This is a genomic window from Enterobacter cloacae complex sp. P17RS, assembly GCF_014895885.1.
In the GTDB taxonomy this organism is placed as follows: domain Bacteria; phylum Pseudomonadota; class Gammaproteobacteria; order Enterobacterales; family Enterobacteriaceae; genus Enterobacter; species Enterobacter bugandensis.
Genome location: NZ_JADBQK010000009.1, coordinates 73,563 through 88,673, shown reverse-complemented (window position 1 = coordinate 88,673; position 15,111 = coordinate 73,563). Strand labels below are relative to the sequence as shown.

At 55.9% G+C, this 15,111-nt stretch carries 14 protein-coding genes; 7 read left to right on the top strand and 7 right to left on the bottom strand.

The genetic code is table 11. From position 1 onward, the window contains the following. Nucleotides 1-164: 164 nt before the first annotated feature. From IM265_RS09100 to IM265_RS09080, 5 genes are all read right to left on the bottom strand, one after another. The gene (locus IM265_RS09100) at nt 165-1,580 is read right to left on the bottom strand and encodes a sugar porter family MFS transporter (RefSeq protein WP_028014298.1); all 1,416 of its coding nucleotides are present in this window, start codon (nt 1,578-1,580) and stop codon (nt 165-167) included. Between the two features lie 313 nt (nt 1,581-1,893). Next, complete coding sequence (kduD, locus tag IM265_RS09095) at nt 1,894-2,655, bottom strand: 2-dehydro-3-deoxy-D-gluconate 5-dehydrogenase KduD (protein WP_003862835.1); 762 nt, start codon at nt 2,653-2,655, stop codon at nt 1,894-1,896. Nucleotides 2,656-2,718: 63 nt separating this feature from the next. Further along, entirely contained in the window at nt 2,719-3,555 is an 837-nt protein-coding gene (kduI, locus tag IM265_RS09090) for a 5-dehydro-4-deoxy-D-glucuronate isomerase (RefSeq protein ID WP_048960734.1), read from the bottom strand. Nucleotides 3,556-3,791: 236 nt separating this feature from the next. Further along, nucleotides 3,792-4,970, bottom strand: coding sequence for an acetyl-CoA C-acetyltransferase (locus IM265_RS09085; protein WP_193031058.1), 1,179 nt, complete (start codon nt 4,968-4,970; stop codon nt 3,792-3,794). Between the two features lie 93 nt (nt 4,971-5,063). Further along, nucleotides 5,064-5,930, bottom strand: a complete 867-nt coding sequence (locus IM265_RS09080; RefSeq protein ID WP_045629969.1) for a LysR family transcriptional regulator — start codon at nt 5,928-5,930, stop codon at nt 5,064-5,066. Nucleotides 5,931-6,034: 104 nt separating this feature from the next. Between IM265_RS09080 and IM265_RS09075 the strand changes: the two genes are divergently transcribed. Together IM265_RS09075 and IM265_RS09070 are read left to right on the top strand one after the other, a co-directional pair. Further along, nucleotides 6,035-6,496, top strand: a complete 462-nt coding sequence (locus IM265_RS09075) for a multidrug/biocide efflux PACE transporter (protein WP_041908370.1) — start codon at nt 6,035-6,037, stop codon at nt 6,494-6,496. 119 nt (nt 6,497-6,615) lie between these two features. After that, nucleotides 6,616-7,845: an amino acid permease gene (locus IM265_RS09070; RefSeq protein ID WP_048960735.1), complete on the top strand. Its 1,230-nt coding sequence runs from the start codon at nt 6,616-6,618 to the stop codon at nt 7,843-7,845. Nucleotides 7,846-7,881: 36 nt separating this feature from the next. On the opposite strand, the gene IM265_RS09065 is transcribed toward IM265_RS09070, so the two are convergent. Then, complete coding sequence (locus IM265_RS09065; RefSeq protein ID WP_028014304.1) at nt 7,882-8,154, bottom strand: GNAT family N-acetyltransferase; 273 nt, start codon at nt 8,152-8,154, stop codon at nt 7,882-7,884. Nucleotides 8,155-8,164: 10 nt separating this feature from the next. Further along, nucleotides 8,165-8,395, bottom strand: coding sequence for a 4Fe-4S mono-cluster protein YjdI (gene yjdI, locus IM265_RS09060; RefSeq protein WP_008499689.1), 231 nt, complete (start codon nt 8,393-8,395; stop codon nt 8,165-8,167). A gap of 178 nt (nt 8,396-8,573) precedes the next feature. On the opposite strand from yjdI, the gene IM265_RS09055 reads away from it, so the two are divergent. From IM265_RS09055 to IM265_RS09035, 5 genes are all read left to right on the top strand, one after another. Then, nucleotides 8,574-10,214, top strand: a complete 1,641-nt coding sequence (locus IM265_RS09055; RefSeq protein WP_136485076.1) for a sensor histidine kinase — start codon at nt 8,574-8,576, stop codon at nt 10,212-10,214. After that, a complete protein-coding gene (locus IM265_RS09050; protein ID WP_120301907.1) occupies nt 10,198-10,893 on the top strand; it encodes a response regulator in 696 nt (231 codons plus the stop codon). Before IM265_RS09055 ends, IM265_RS09050 begins: the two co-directional genes overlap by 17 nt. A 168-nt stretch (nt 10,894-11,061) precedes the next feature. Continuing rightward, a complete protein-coding gene (locus IM265_RS09045; protein WP_028014307.1) occupies nt 11,062-12,150 on the top strand; it encodes an ABC transporter substrate-binding protein in 1,089 nt (362 codons plus the stop codon). 79 nt (nt 12,151-12,229) lie between these two features. Continuing rightward, nucleotides 12,230-13,999, top strand: coding sequence for an iron ABC transporter permease (locus tag IM265_RS09040; RefSeq protein ID WP_045260923.1), 1,770 nt, complete (start codon nt 12,230-12,232; stop codon nt 13,997-13,999). Further along, entirely contained in the window at nt 13,992-15,062 is a 1,071-nt protein-coding gene (locus IM265_RS09035; RefSeq protein WP_028014309.1) for an ABC transporter ATP-binding protein, read from the top strand. The genes IM265_RS09040 and IM265_RS09035 overlap by 8 nt, the downstream gene beginning before the upstream one ends. Nucleotides 15,063-15,111: the final 49 nt, after the last annotated feature.

The window sequence follows — 15,111 nt, the reverse complement described above, 5'->3', positions numbered from 1 at the left end:
AGTAAATTCCTGCCGGGTGAGTTCAGTTGCCCGATAATACAAGAAACTAAGAATAATCTGAACGCGAGAATGGACTATCTGAGGAATTGCTATCAAAGTTGGTAGTTATTCAGCATCACGCTAACAAAACGCCGGGTGGCGCTGCGCTTACCCGGCATTAACCCTTACACGCCGATATTTCGCAGTTTCTCCCCGCTCATCAGCTTGCGTTCAATATGTTCCAGCGTCACGCCTTTGGTTTCTGGAATTAGCCAGAATGTCACGCCAATAAACGCCACGTTCAGCACCGTATAGAGCCAGAAGGTTCCCGCCGCGCCAATCGCATCCAGCAGCGTCAGGAAGGTCGCGCCGATGATCATGTTCGACACCCAGTTGGTGGTGGTGGAACAGGTGATACCAAAATCGCGACATTTCAGCGGCTGAATTTCAGAGCACAGGATCCACACCACCGGCGCGGCGCTCATCGCGTAGCCAGCAATACACATCATGGTCATGCCCACGGAGAGCCAGGAGAGGCCGCTGGACGCCGTGCCATTATCAAACTGCATCAGGCAGTAGCCGAGGATCAGCGTACCGAGCGCCATCACGCTAAAGCCAATTTTCAGCGCAGGCTTACGACCGGCCTTATCGACGGTGAACACCGCGATAAAGGTGGCGAACATAAAGGTCAGCCCCACCACCAGCGTGGCGATCATCTGCTGTTCGGTGGTGGTAAAACCGGCCATTTTGAAGATGCGCGGGGCGTAATACATGATGATGTTCATCCCCGTGAACTGCTGCATCGCCTGCAGCAACATGCCGAGGAACACCGCGCGGCGCACGTTGCGGTTAGCCTTAAACAGCGACCAGCCGCCCTGCTTCAGCTTCAGGCTTTCGCGGATCTCGTTCAGCTCTTCACGCGCTTTCTCAGACGTGTCGCGCAGCATGCGCAGCACCTCTTCCGCTTCCACGTGACGCCCTTTTTGCGCCAGCCAGCGCGGACTGTTGGGCAGGAAGATCACTAAAACAATCAGCACTACCGCAGGCAGCGCCAGCACGCCGAGCATCGCCCGCCAGTTACCGCTGTAGCTGAAGTACGTATCGGACAGGAACGCCAGCACGATGCCCAGCGTCACCATCAGCTGGTACATGCTAATCATCTTGCCGCGCACGTTCTCGCTCGCCATTTCGGAGAGATACAGCGGCGCGGTGTAGGAGGCAATCCCCACCGCCACGCCCAGCAGCACGCGGGAGAGCAGCAGCACTTCAACGTTAGTGGCAAACGCCGAACCTATGGACCCGGCAACAAACAGGACCGCCCCGACCATCAGGCTGTATTTACGCCCAAGGCGGAACGAAAGCCAGCCGTTAAACAGCGCACCGATGGCCGCGCCGAGCATCATGCTGCTCACCACCCACTCCTGCAGGCGGTTACTCAGCGTAAAGTGATCGGTAATAAACGGCAGCGCCCCGGCGATAACGCCGATATCCAGGCCGAACAACAAACCGGCCACGGCTGCCGCAATGGAGACAAACTGGTTCATGCGGCGGGTATCGCGCAGCGCGGCGGGCATCAGGGTAGAGTCATTTATAGATGTCATATTTTTCCTGCCTCAACAGCAAAATTCGTTAAATGAAATTACGAGATAGCGGGGAAAAGTGTCAGGCCGGAATTCGTGAAGATATGGATTATTTCGCTATGGCATAGCGATCTGTGATGGACATTACAATTTCAACTAATGCTGGATAATCACCTTATTTTACTAACGCATTAATTTTTCAATAATAAAAATGTGATGGCAGTCATCTATGATTTTTAAGTATGGATTTTTCGTGTTTATCAATATGGACTTTGACAAATTTTAAGCAAAAAAAACCTCCGCCGAAGAGCAGAGGTATTTGTCATAAGTTAGGTTATCGCGCCAGCCAGCCGCCATCAACCGCGACGGTATAACCATTGATATAGTCCGATGCCGGGGAAGCCAGGAACACTACCGGCCCCATCAGATCGCTCGGCAGCCCCCAGCGGCCCGCCGGAATACGCTCCAGGATCGCCGCACTGCGTTCTTCGTCCGCGCGAAGCTGCTGGGTGTTGTTGGTGGCCATGTAGCCCGGCGCAATCGCGTTGACGTTGATGTTGTGCTGCGCCCATTCGTTCGCCAGCAGGCGGGTCACGCCCATCACCGCGCTTTTCGACGCGGTGTAAGACGGCACGCGGATGCCGCCCTGGAAGGAGAGCATCGAGGCGATGTTAATGATCTTGCCGCCCTTGCCCTGCGCGATGAAGTGCTTCGCCGCCGCCTGGGACATAAAGAACACGCTCTTGATGTTCAGGTTCATGACATCGTCCCAGTCGGTCTCGCTGAAGTTAATCGCGTCTTCACGGCGGATCAGCCCCGCGTTGTTGACCAGAATGTCGATATGGCCAAATTCCGCCACCGCGCGATCCAGCAGCTCCGGAATGGCGTCGATTTTACGCAGGTCGGCGGTCAGGCTGAGAAAACGGCGGCCCAGCGCGGTTACGCGTTCGATGGTTTCCGTGGGCTCAACGATGTTAATCCCGACGATATCACAGCCCGCTTCCGCCAGGCCTAACGCCATCCCCTGGCCCAGTCCGGTGTCACACCCGGAAACCACGGCCACTTTACCCTGCAGAGAAAATGCATCCAGAATCATGTTTGTTCCTTACTCTTTCAGCGCCTGTCATCAACAGGCAGATGTATGCTTAACTGCCCGCGACTAGCGCAGATCCTTAACCGCAACGTGGTCCATGTCATCGAAGACCTGGTTTTCTCCAACCATCCCCCAGATGAAGGTATAGGCTTTCGTCCCCACGCCGGAGTGAATAGACCAGCTGGGTGAAATCACCGCCTGCTCGTTATGCATGACGATATGACGAGTTTCCTGGGGCTGTCCCATCATGTGGAACACGCAGGCGTCTTCATCCATATTGAAGTAGAAGTAGACTTCCATGCGGCGTTCGTGGGTATGGCACGGCATGGTGTTCCACAGGTTACCCGGGGCCAGTTCGGTCAGACCCATGCTGAGCTGGCAGGTTTCCAGCACATCCGGCACGAAGTATTTATTGATGGTGCGGCGGTTGCTGGTGAGGTTGTCGCCCAGCGTCACGGGCGCAACGTCTGCGGGCGTTACTTTTTTGGTTGGATAAGTGGTGTGCGCCGGGGCGCAGTTGTAGTAAAACTTCGCGGGTTTACTGCCGTCGATGCTGGCAAAGACCACCTCTTTCGCCCCTTTGCCGACGTACAGGCCGTCGCGGTGGCCAATCTCGTAGCACTGGCCGTCCACGGTAATCGTGCCCGGCCCGCCAATATTAATCACGCCCAGTTCACGACGCTCCAGGAAGTAGCTTACGCCCAGCTGCTTGCCTACTTCACCGCCCACGGAGACGGTTTTCGCCACCGGCATAATGCCGCCCACGATAATGCGGTCAATGTGGCTATAGACCATAGTGTACTTATCGGCTTCGAACACCTGCTCAATTAAAAACTCGCTGCGCAGTCCCTGAGTATCCAGCGTTTTGGCGTGCGCGCTGTGGATGCTTTGTCTGACGTCCACGGTAACCTCCAGATGTGGTCATGCCCGAAGGCAGAAATTAAACGAAACGACGTTTCGTTTTATGATGAACACATACTAGCGGCATAAAATAGGGTTTTCAATTGCAATTAAAACAACGTTTCATTTTTTATTTTTGTTTATAACAGAAATGACGCGCGGATCACGATTACTTCCCATGAAGAGAAGAACACGATAAAAAAAAACCTCCCGAAGGAGGTTTTTTAAGTGGGGAGAAATTAACGTTCGATGGCGAGCGCCACGCCCTGTCCGCCGCCTATACAGAGGGTAGCGATCCCTTTGCGCGCGTTTCGCTTTTTCATTTCGTGGACCAGCGAAACCAGGATTCGGCAGCCGGACGCGCCGATGGGATGACCCAGCGCAATTGCACCGCCGTTCACGTTGACCCGCAACGGATCCCACTCCAGCATTTTGCCGACCGAGATCGCCTGCGCGGCAAAGGCTTCGTTCACTTCGATCAGTTCGACATCCGAAAGCTGCCACCCTGCGCGCTCCAGGCAGCGACGGGTAGCGTAGACCGGCGCAATCCCCATCAACGCAGGATCCACGCCCACGCTGGCAAACGCCTTAATGCGGGCCAGCACGGGGAGATCGAGCTCAAGGGCTTTGCTTTCGCTCATCATCATCACGGCGGCGGCACCGTCGTTAATGGACGAGGCATTGCCCGCGGTGACCGAGCCCTGCGTTTCAAACGCGGGGTTCAGTCTCGCCAGGCCTTCCGCGCTGGCATCCGTGCGCGGCTGTTCATCGGTATCGACGACGATCGCCTCGCCGTTCTGACGCTGCGTGCTGACCGGGACAATCTCGTCGCGAAAGCGACCGGAATCAATCGCGGCACGCGCTTTTTGCTGCGAACTGAGCGCATAGGCGTCCTGCAATTCGCGGCTAATGCCGTACTCGCGCGCCAGGTTTTCTGCCGTCACGCCCATATGATAGTCGTTGAACGCATCCCACAGCCCGTCATGCACGAGGCTGTCGAGCAGCTGGCTGTTGCCCAGCTGCGCGCCGGTTCGGCTATCGGTGAGAACGTGCGGCGCGCGGCTCATGTTCTCTTGTCCGCCAGCTATAACCACATCCGCTTCACCGCACTGAATGGCCTGGGTGGCGAGATGCAGCGCTTTTAACCCTGAACCACAGACGTCGTTGATGGTAATGGCGGAGACGGTGTTGGGCAGCCCACCCTTCAGCGCCGCCTGTCGCGCAGGGTTTTGCCCGGCACCGGCCGTGAGAACCTGCCCCAGGATCACCTCATCAACTTCATGGGCTGCGATCCCGCTACGTTCCACCAGCGCTTTAACGACCACGCTGCCCAGGTCAACCGCCGAGTGACGCGCAAGCGCTCCCTGAAAACAGCCGATAGCCGTACGCAACGCACCCACTATTACGACATCTTTCATCACGACCTCTGTGTTAAATGACATGACGATAGTAGAGGATTGTTACTGGCAATTATCTTAATTGTTTAAAAATAGTGAGTTTAATCACAAGGATTAGCGTGCATCCTGCAGATACTGCCGCAGCCAGCTTCCGGCCACGCCGGGAGGGGATCGTTTATTCCACAGCAGATCGATGCCGATCGCCCGTGGCCAGCCGGGAACATTGAGCTGTACCAGCGACTTCGCGGCGGCGAATTCATCCACCAGCGCGCACGGCAGCACGCACCAGCCGAACCCCTGGACGGCCATACTCAGCAGTAACAGGTAGTTCGGCGCTGACCAGACGGGCCCGCGCGCGATCTCAGCCTCGCGCTCAAGGTAGGTGCTGAGCCTCAGCTCCCGCCAGCCGTGCAGCTCGTCGCTCTGCACCTCGTGTTGTCCGGCGAGCGGATGCGTGGTCGCGGCATATATCGCCATTCGGGTCTGCACCGGCAGCCGGGTAGCACCAATATCCGTAGGATAACCGTCTCGCGCTTCCGTCAGCCCCACCTGCGCGCGCTCCTTTTGCAGCAGATCGATCACGTCCTCTTCCTCGCCAATCAGGCATTCGAATTCCGTGTGGGGAAAGCGAGCGTCAAACTGCTTCATCAGATCTTCAAGCACGTCGGGGTTGAGGGTATCGGAGAGGACAAACGTCAGACGCGCCTCCGTTTGTGCCGTTAACGACACCGCCAGCTCATCCAGCCGCGTGCTGGCGGCGAGAATGGCCTGCACATAGCCCAGCACCTGTTCTCCCTGGACCGTTAACACCGGCTGGCGCGCCGAGCGGTCAAACAGTTCGAAACCCAGATCGGCTTCAAGGTTGGCAATGGAGGTGCTGATCGTCGACTGACTTTTACGCAGCCTGCGCGCGGCAGCAGAGAAAGAGCCTGCCGCAACGGTCTCAACAAATGCGGTAAGAGCTTCAGGTGAATAGCGCATAAACTATCTACTTTATCGATGGATACTATCTTTAATATATCAGCTTTAGCGATAAAAATAGGCTGCATCAACGCCCATACCGGTGAATTAATGAGGTCTACACTATGCAACATCAGGATGCACTCCAACGTAAGCTGCCGGAGCGGATCTTTCATGCTGTCTGTTTCGAAGGGATTGCCACGGCAATTCTCGCCCCCACGGCGGCATGGCTGATGCAGCGCTCGGTGGTGGAGATGGGTGGGTTAACCATTATCCTGGCTACCACCGCCATGCTCTGGAACATTATCTATAACTTCGGCTTCGACCGTTTCTGGCCTGTCCAGCGCGTAAAACGTACGGCAAAAGTGCGCGCGCTGCACGCCCTGGGGTTCGAATGCGGGTTTATTGTAATCGGCGTGTCGATTGTCGCCGCCGTGCTGGGCGTGACCCTGCTTGAGGCATTCACGTTAGAAATTGGTTTCTTCCTGTTCTTCCTGCCATACACCATGTTCTATAACTGGGCATACGATAACCTGCGTGAGAAATTCCTTAAGCGTCGCCAGCAACGACGCGCTCTGGCAGGCTAAACCCCCGCTGGCCGGACGCCTGTTCCGGCCAAACTCCGTCGAAGCAACTGCGCTCTTCAGGCATAACTATGGTAAATTGCACGCCATTCTGATGGTTTGTTAGTTGAAACGTTGCTCTAATGTCGAAAATTTGGTCAAAAGATGAGACTCTCTGGAGTTTCGCTCTCTATGGCACGGCCGTGGGTGCAGGAACGCTGTTCTTGCCCATTCAGCTGGGCTCCGCAGGCGCTATTGTCCTGTTTATCACCGCCCTCGTGGCCTATCCGTTAACCTACTGGCCGCACCGGGCGCTGGCGCAATTTATTCTCTCGTCAAACACAAAAGGTAATGAAGGGATCACTGGCGCCGTCTCCCACTACTATGGTAAGAAGATTGGTAATCTGATCACCACGCTCTATTTCATCGCCTTTTTTGTGGTGGTGCAGATTTATGCGGTGGCCATTACCAACTCGTTAACCGAGCAGCTGGCAAAACACCTGACGGTGGATACCGCCGTTCGCGTGCTGGTCAGCCTGGGGGTGGTGCTGGTATTGAATCTGATTTTCCTGATGGGACGGCATATCACGATAAAAGTGATGGGCTTCCTGGTGTTTCCGCTGATTGCCTATTTCCTGTTTGTCTCGATCTATCTCACCGGAAGCTGGCAGCCCTCGTTGCTCACCAGCCAGATGGCTTTCGATCGCCAAACGCTGCATCAGGTATGGATTTCAATTCCGGTGATGGTGTTTGCCTTTAGCCATACCCCGATTATCTCAACGTTTGCCGTTGACCGTCGCGAGAAATTTGCCGACGGTGCCATGGATAAATGCAAGAAGATCATGAAGGTGGCGTACCTGATTATCTGCCTGAGCGTGCTGTTCTTTGTCTTCAGCTGCCTGCTCTCTATCCCACCGTCCTATATTATGGCCGCCAAAGAGCAGGGGGTGACGATTCTGTCAGCGCTGTCGATGATGCCGTCTTCCCCAGCCTGGCTCGGCATTTCCGGGATTATCGTGGCGATCGTAGCGATGTCGAAATCGTTCCTCGGCACCTATTTTGGGGTGATTGAAGGGGCGACGGAGATCGTGAAGTCGTCGCTTAATCAGGTGGGGATTAAAAAGAGCCGCGCCTTTAACCGCGCGATTTCCATTATGGGAGTGTCGTTAATCACCTTTGCGGTCTGCTGCATTAACCCGAACGCCATCTCAATGATTTACGCCATCAGCGGCCCGCTTATCGCCATGATCCTGTTTATCATGCCGACGCTGTCGACGTATCTGATCCCTTCCCTGAAACCGTACCGCTCAATTGGCAGCCTGCTGACGCTGATCGTCGGCGTGCTGTGCGTGTCGGTGATGTTTGTTGGCTAGACGTACTCGTGCCCGGCGTGCTGCCGGGCGCGTTATTTACGCCCGAATATCGTCATATTCCCGCGTCTTATCAAACTCATGCTTCGCAAACGGGCACAGCGGAATAATTTTGCGGTTCTCACCGCGCATCTTCTCCACCACTTTCGCCACCAGCTGTTTACCAACGCCCTGCCCTTTCAGGCTCTCATCCACATCAGTATGCTCGATAATGCTCAGGTGCTCGCCGGTCGGCACGAAGACAATCTCTGCGACCTGGTTGCCGTTCTCATCATTCACGTAAAACTTGTTATGGCCTTCCAGAATATCCATGGTTCCTCGCTTATTTTTGGCGATACTTCAGCGCACCGCTCGGGCAGGTATCAATCACGCGTACAACCGTTTCAACGTCCACTTCATCGGGAATGATCCACGGCTTACGTTTCAGATTAAACAGCTTTGCGCTCCCACGCACGCAGTTACCTGAGTGTTTGCAGATCCCGGTATTAAAGTAAACGTCAATTTTCTCGCCGGTATAGGCCCGGTACCCCGCATCCAGTAGTTCTTTATCCATGACATTGCCTCTGTAATTATTATCTTGCTGAATGAAGCATAGCCTTACGGGATCCTGATGGCTATAACGCCGAAAACGAAAAGCCAGGTCACAACTCTTTTCTCGCCAGATTGCGTCCGCTATTGGCACATGTCAGGCTCCGCAAATCTCTCACTTTCATAGGGCTAGCACAGGTTGAATGAAACGCAGACTCTCTTTTCAGGTAAAGCTGTTTTTAGCGCTGGTGTGCTTCTCCTGCCTGCTGTTAGTTCTGCTGGGAACGATCCTGTTTCATTTTATTGACCGACAGCTACACCACGATTTGGGCCAGCGCGCCCGGGTTCAGGCCAGTGAAATCGCCCTGATACCGGGTCTGGCGGAAATGGTGGCAGCCAGAGATATCCCCGGTATCGCCCGCTTAATACAGCCGCTGCGTGCCGAAAGCGATGCCAGCTATATTGTGATTGGCGATACCCGGGAACAGCACCTTTATCATTCGGAATCACCGGAGCGCATTAATTTACCGATGATTGGAGGGGATAATGCGGAGGTGTTAAAAGGCAAAACCATTATTTCCGTGCGTCAGGGCGGGATTGGGGTGTCGCTGCGCAGCAAAGCGCCAATCTTTAATGCGCAGCATCAGGTCATTGGCATCGTCTCGGTCGGCTATCTGACCTCGTATATCGCCAATATTAACGCCCGCATTCTCTGGCAGGCTGGACTGTACGGTATTGCCCTTCTGCTGTTGCTGTTTATTTTCTCCTGGCTGTTTACCCGCAATCTTAAAAAGCAGATGTTCCGCCTTGAGCCGAAAGATATCGCCCAGCTGGTTTTGCAGCAACGCGCGCTATTAGAAGCCATGTACGAGGGGGTATTTGCCATCAATGAAGAGAAGCGGCTGATTTTAATTAACCGGGCAGCCAGGGAGATGCTCGATATTCATCAAAGTGAGAAAGAACTTATCGGCAAACCGCTGGAAGACGTTCTGCAGACGTCGCCGGGCTTTTTATCCCAGCGCTACGCCTCGGTAAGCGCTGGTCGCCACGACCAAATCGCAGTGCTTAACCAGCGAGAGGTGATTGTTAACCGCGTGGCGATTGAGGTCGAACCCGGCGTTGAAAGCGGCTGGGTGTACAGCTTTCGCGACAAAAACGACATTAACACCCTCAGCAGCCAACTGAGCCAGATCAAGCGCTATGCGGACAACCTGCGCATTATGCGCCACGAGCAGCTGAACTGGACCGCCACGCTGGTGGGGCTGCTGCAGATGAAACATTATGACGAGGCGATCCGTTACATCCAGGTGCAGTCAGAAGGCGCGCAGCGCGTGCTGGATTTTGTCTCCGCCCATTTTGTCTCTCCGGCCCTGTGCGGGCTGCTGTTAGGAAAATACGTCAGCGCACGCGAAAAAGGCGTTGAACTGCTTTTTGATCCCGCCTGCCAGCTCACCCGCATGCCCGGCACGCTCAACGAAACGGAGCTGATGTCCATTATTGGTAACCTGCTGGATAACGCGGTGGACGCGACCCTTAAGGCACCGGTCCCCGCGCCGGTGGAACTCTACATTTCTGACCGCAACCAGGAGTTGTTGATCGAGGTGGCAGACAAAGGCTGCGGTGTGGATGAGGCGGTGAAGCCACACATTTTCCGCCAGGGGTTCAGCAGCAAACCGGAAAGTGAAAACGACATTGTGGGTACCGAGCACGGTATTGGCCTGTTTCTGGTGGCAGGCTATATCAGGAAAGCGGGCGGCAGTATAGAGATCGCCGACAACACGCCGCAGGGCACCATTTTTTCTGTGTTTATTCCCAATGGACAACAGCATGACCCAACCACTTGACGTTGTGATCGTTGAAGATGAACCGCACCTGGCGGAACTGCATCGCGAGTATATCGAGCAGAATTTTCACTTGCGCGTGGTGGGCATCGCCGCGTCGATTGAGCAGGCATGCCGCCTGATTCGTCAGCATCAGCCGCGGCTTATCCTGCTGGACAACTATCTCCCGGACGGTAAAGGCGTGGAGCTCATCGATAACCCGCTGCTGAAAAGCTATGAATGCTCGGTGATCTTCATCACCGCCGCCAGCGATATGCAGACCTGCAGCCATGCCATGCGCAGCGGCGCGTTTGACTACCTGATCAAGCCCGTCTTTTTCCAGCGCCTGCACGCCTCGCTGGAGCGGTTTATGCGCTTCGTCCACACCGTGCAGCAGGTGAAGGTGGTCGACCAGCACGCGCTGGATCGTCTGTTTAATCTGCCTGCCGCGGAAGCCTCCATTACGCCGTCGACAAAGGGCATTGAACCCCAAACGCTGGAAAGGATTAAACGCCTGTTCGCCGAACATCCCGACAGCGCGATGTCGGTTGAAGAGGTGGTGGAAAACGTGGGGATCAGCAAAACCACGGGGCGTCGCTACCTGGAATACTGCGTGGAGAGCGGGTTAATCATCGTCGAAATGCTGTATGGCAATATTGGTCATCCACGGCGGCTATACCGCAAAGCCGACGATAAACCGTAATCCGAAACCGTTCGCAGGCAAACGTTCGCGGATTTTATGGTGTTAATTGCTGAAACGATGGTGACAGTCACACTTCGGAATCATTGCCCGCGCCTCCCTATTGTCGGAGGCGCGCTTTACGCTATGTTGACAATTAGTTCCTCAAATGTAACTAAAAGGTTAACTATAATGTCGAACACGTTCCGAATTTCTCTGCTTACCGCTACTGTCCTGTTCTCTGCTTCTGCACTCTCTGCCCTGCCGCAGGGCTATCCTGCTGAGTATCAAAAAGTTGTCGATGCCGCCACCAAAGAGGGCAAGGTGGTGATTTACTCCACCACCGACACCAAAGCCGCCGGGCCGCTGATTGCGGGCTTCGAAAAAACCTACCCTGGCATCAAAGTTGAATACAACGACATGAACAGCACCGAGCTGTACAACCGTTTTATCAGCGAACAGGCCTCCGGTGGCGGTAGCGGCGACGTGGTCTGGAGCTCCTCAATGGACACCGGGCTGAAACTCGCCACCGACTACGCCATGGAGTACAAATCGCCGGAGCAAAGTCAGCTGCCGAAATGGGCAGTCTGGAAAGATAAGGCATACGGCACCACCTATGAGCCAGTGGTCTTTATCTACAACAAGCGCCTGATCCCGGCTGGCGACGTGCCGGATTCTCACGCCGCGCTGGCGAAGCTGATTGCCAGCCAGACGGACAAATTCAAGAGCAAAGTCACCACCTACGACATCGAAAAATCGGGTCTTGGCTTTATGCTTTCCGTGCAGGATCACAAGGCCGATCCAAACTACTTTAAAACCCTGGCCGACGTCGCCAAAGGCGGCTTAGCGGTGCAGTCATCAACGGGCACCATGATGGAGAGGGTTTCCTCCGGTGAAAACCTGATCGGCTTTAACATCCTCGGATCCTATGCTGAAGCCCGTGCGAAGAACGATCCTTCTCTCGGCATTTCGTACCCGAAAGATTACACGCTGGTGCTCTCGCGCGTGTCGTTCATCAGCCAGCAGGCGCAAAACAGCAATGCGGCAAAACTGTGGCTGGACTATGTGCTGTCTGAAAAAGGGCAAAGCATTCTGGCCAGTCAGGCGGATATTCCCTCCATCCGTAACGATATCGAAGGCAAAAATGATATTGACGGCCTGACCAAAATCCTCGGTAACGCGCTGAAGCCGATCCCGGTTGATGAAACGCTGCTGGAGTACCTGCAGCCGAAAAAACGCCTGGAGTACATCAAAGAGTGGCGTGCAGCCGCCGCCAAATAAGCGTTCGGGCGCGGCGCACGCCGTCGCGCTCCCTGTCGACTGAGTTCGTTTTATTGGGCTGCAACACCAGGGATACCCCATGAATACATTACGCAGAAAGTGGCAAAGCCTGCCGCGCGGCATCGTCGTGCTGATAACCGCTCTGGTTATCTACACGCCGCTGTCATTTATCGTGATACAGAGCTTCCTGTCCGCTCCGTTCTTTTCTCCGGCAAAAGAGTGGAGCCTTGAATCATTTGGCTTTATCTTCACCGACCCTGATTTCTATAAGGCCCTGAGAAGCGGCTTTATTCTCGCCTTCGGGCTGGTCATCATCGCCATTCCGCTGGGTGGCGTGCTGGCGTTTCTGATGGTTCGCACCGACCTGCCCGGCCGCCGCCTGATTGAACCGCTGATCCTGGTACCCATTTTCGTATCGCCGATGGTGCTCGGCTTTGGCTATGTGGTGGCTGCCGGTCCCGTGGGCTTTCTGTCCCTGTGGGCGCAGGCGCTGATCGGCTTTGTGCCGTGGAACATCTACGATATGTCGAGCATCGTGGTCATTGCTGGCCTGACGCACGTGCCGCATGCCTATCTCTATATTTCATCCGCGCTGCGCAGCGTCGGCTCTGATGTGGAAGAAGCCGCGCGCATTGCGGGTGCCTCTCCGCTGCAGGTGATGACCTCCGTCAGCCTGCCGATGGTGCGCCCGTCGATCCTGTACGCCATCGTGCTGCTGTTCTTCCTCGGGCTGGAAGTGTTTGGCCTGATGCTGGTGCTCGGCGATCCGGAAGGCAATATGGTGCTGGCAACCTACCTGTACCAGCTGACAAACAAGCTCGGCACACCATCATATCACCTGATGGCGGCGGTTGCCGTGGTGCTGATTTGCATCACCATCCCGCTGGTGATGCTCCAGCGTCGTCTGATGCGCACCGCCAACCGCTTCGTCACTATGAAAGGGAAAGCCTCACAGGCTCGCGCGTTACCGCTGGGCAAATGGCGCTGGGTTGCCGGGGCGGTGGTTGCCTTCTGGCTCACCGTCACCATCGGCGTGCCGCTGCTCGGCGTGGTGCTGCGCGCGTTTATCTCCAACTGGGGTGTGGGCGTTTCGCTGTGGGATGAGCTTTCGCTGAGCACTTTCCGCACCATCTGGGCACAGCCCAACCTGCTGCGCGCCATCGTCAACTCCATGGCAATTGGGGTGATTGGCGGCGCGCTGGCCGTGGCGTGCTACCTGTTCGTCGGGATTGCGATGCACCGTAAACCGGATAACACCACGCGCTTCCTGGACTACAGCGTGCTGGTGCCGCGCGCCGTGCCTGGCCTGCTTGCCGGTCTGGCGTTCCTGTGGGTGTTCCTGTTCCTGCCGATGTGGCTGGACAACTCGCTGAAATCCGGCTGGCTTTCCGGGTTCGCATGGACCGACTGGATGCGCGAGAACGTCATCGTCTGGCTGCGTTCGCTGCGCAGCACCATTTTCAGCGTCTGGCTGGCCTATACCGTGGTGTGGATGGCTTACGGGCTGAGGCTTATCTCTTCCACGCTGCTGCAGGTGGGGCCAGAGCTTGAAGAAGCCGCGCGCAGCACCGGGGCGACGCGCGGGCAGATCACCCGTCATGTGACCATTCCCCTCTCCCGCTACGGTCTTATTGGTTCGTGGCTGCTGATGTTTCTGATCTTTGAGCGCGAATACTCAACGGGTGTGTATCTGCTTTCCCCCGGCACGGAGACCATCGGTTCAATGCTGGTTTCCCTCTGGGCCGCGGGTGCCATTGATATCGTGGCGGCGCTCTCTTTCATTAACATCCTGCTGGTCGTGGTAGGTCTGGGCATTGCCCTTCGTTTCGGAGTGAAAATACATGATTGAATTAGCGGTTGACGATCTGCACTTAACCTACGGCGACAATCCTGTTTTAAAAGGTGTCTCCATGAACCTGAAGCGCGGCGAAGTGGTCTCACTGTTAGGCCCCTCCGGCAGTGGTAAAACCACCCTGCTGCGTGCCGTCGCGGGTCTGGAAAAACCGACGCAGGGGTCGATTGTCATTGGCAACAATAAAGTTTACGACGGCACGCCGCGCAGTGAGATCCCGGCAGAAGAGCGTAACCTGGGGCTGGTGTTCCAGTCCTATGCCCTGTGGCCGCACAAAACCGTGTTTGAGAACGTGGCCTATCCGCTCAAGCTGCGTAAAGTTCCGGCCAAAGAGATCCAGCAGCGCGTACAGGACGTACTGGACCAGCTGGGTCTGGGCCATCTTGGCAAACGTCACCCGCACCAGCTCTCCGGCGGGCAACAGCAGCGCGTGGCGATTGGCCGGGCGCTGGTGTACAACCCACCGGTGATTTTGCTGGACGAGCCGCTTTCCAACCTCGACGCCAAGCTGCGCGAAGAGGCCCGCGTGTTCCTGCGCGAGCTGATTATCAAGCTCGGGTTATCCGCGCTGATGGTGACGCACGACCAGAACGAAGCGATGTCCATATCCGACCGCATCCTGCTGCTTAACAACGGCAAAATTGAGCAACAGGGCACGCCGCAGGAGATGTACGGCTCGCCGAAAACGCTGTTTACCGCAGAGTTTATGGGCAGCAACAACCGCCTGCACGGCAAGGTCACCGAAGTGCGCGACGGCAGAGCGCGTATCGAAGGGAAAGGCTGGGTGCTGTGGGGCCAGGCGGGCGAAGGGGTACAGAGCGGTAATGACGCTACGGCGGTGATCCGGGTCGAGCGCGTGGCGGTGGTTGAGGGGCCAGGGGAAAATCAGCTTGAGCTGCCGCTGCTCACCAGCATGTATCTTGGCGACCGCTGGGAGTACCTGTTCCGCACGCCGGGAGATGATTTTGTCATTCGCGCGTACGGGCATGAGGTTCGGGATCCGCAGCACTGCCATCTTTCACTGCCGGAGAAGCATGTTTGGGTGTTCCCGAAAAACTGATAAAAAAGGCTGCGTACTGCAGCCTGTTTTACTTTAACAGCGTGAACAA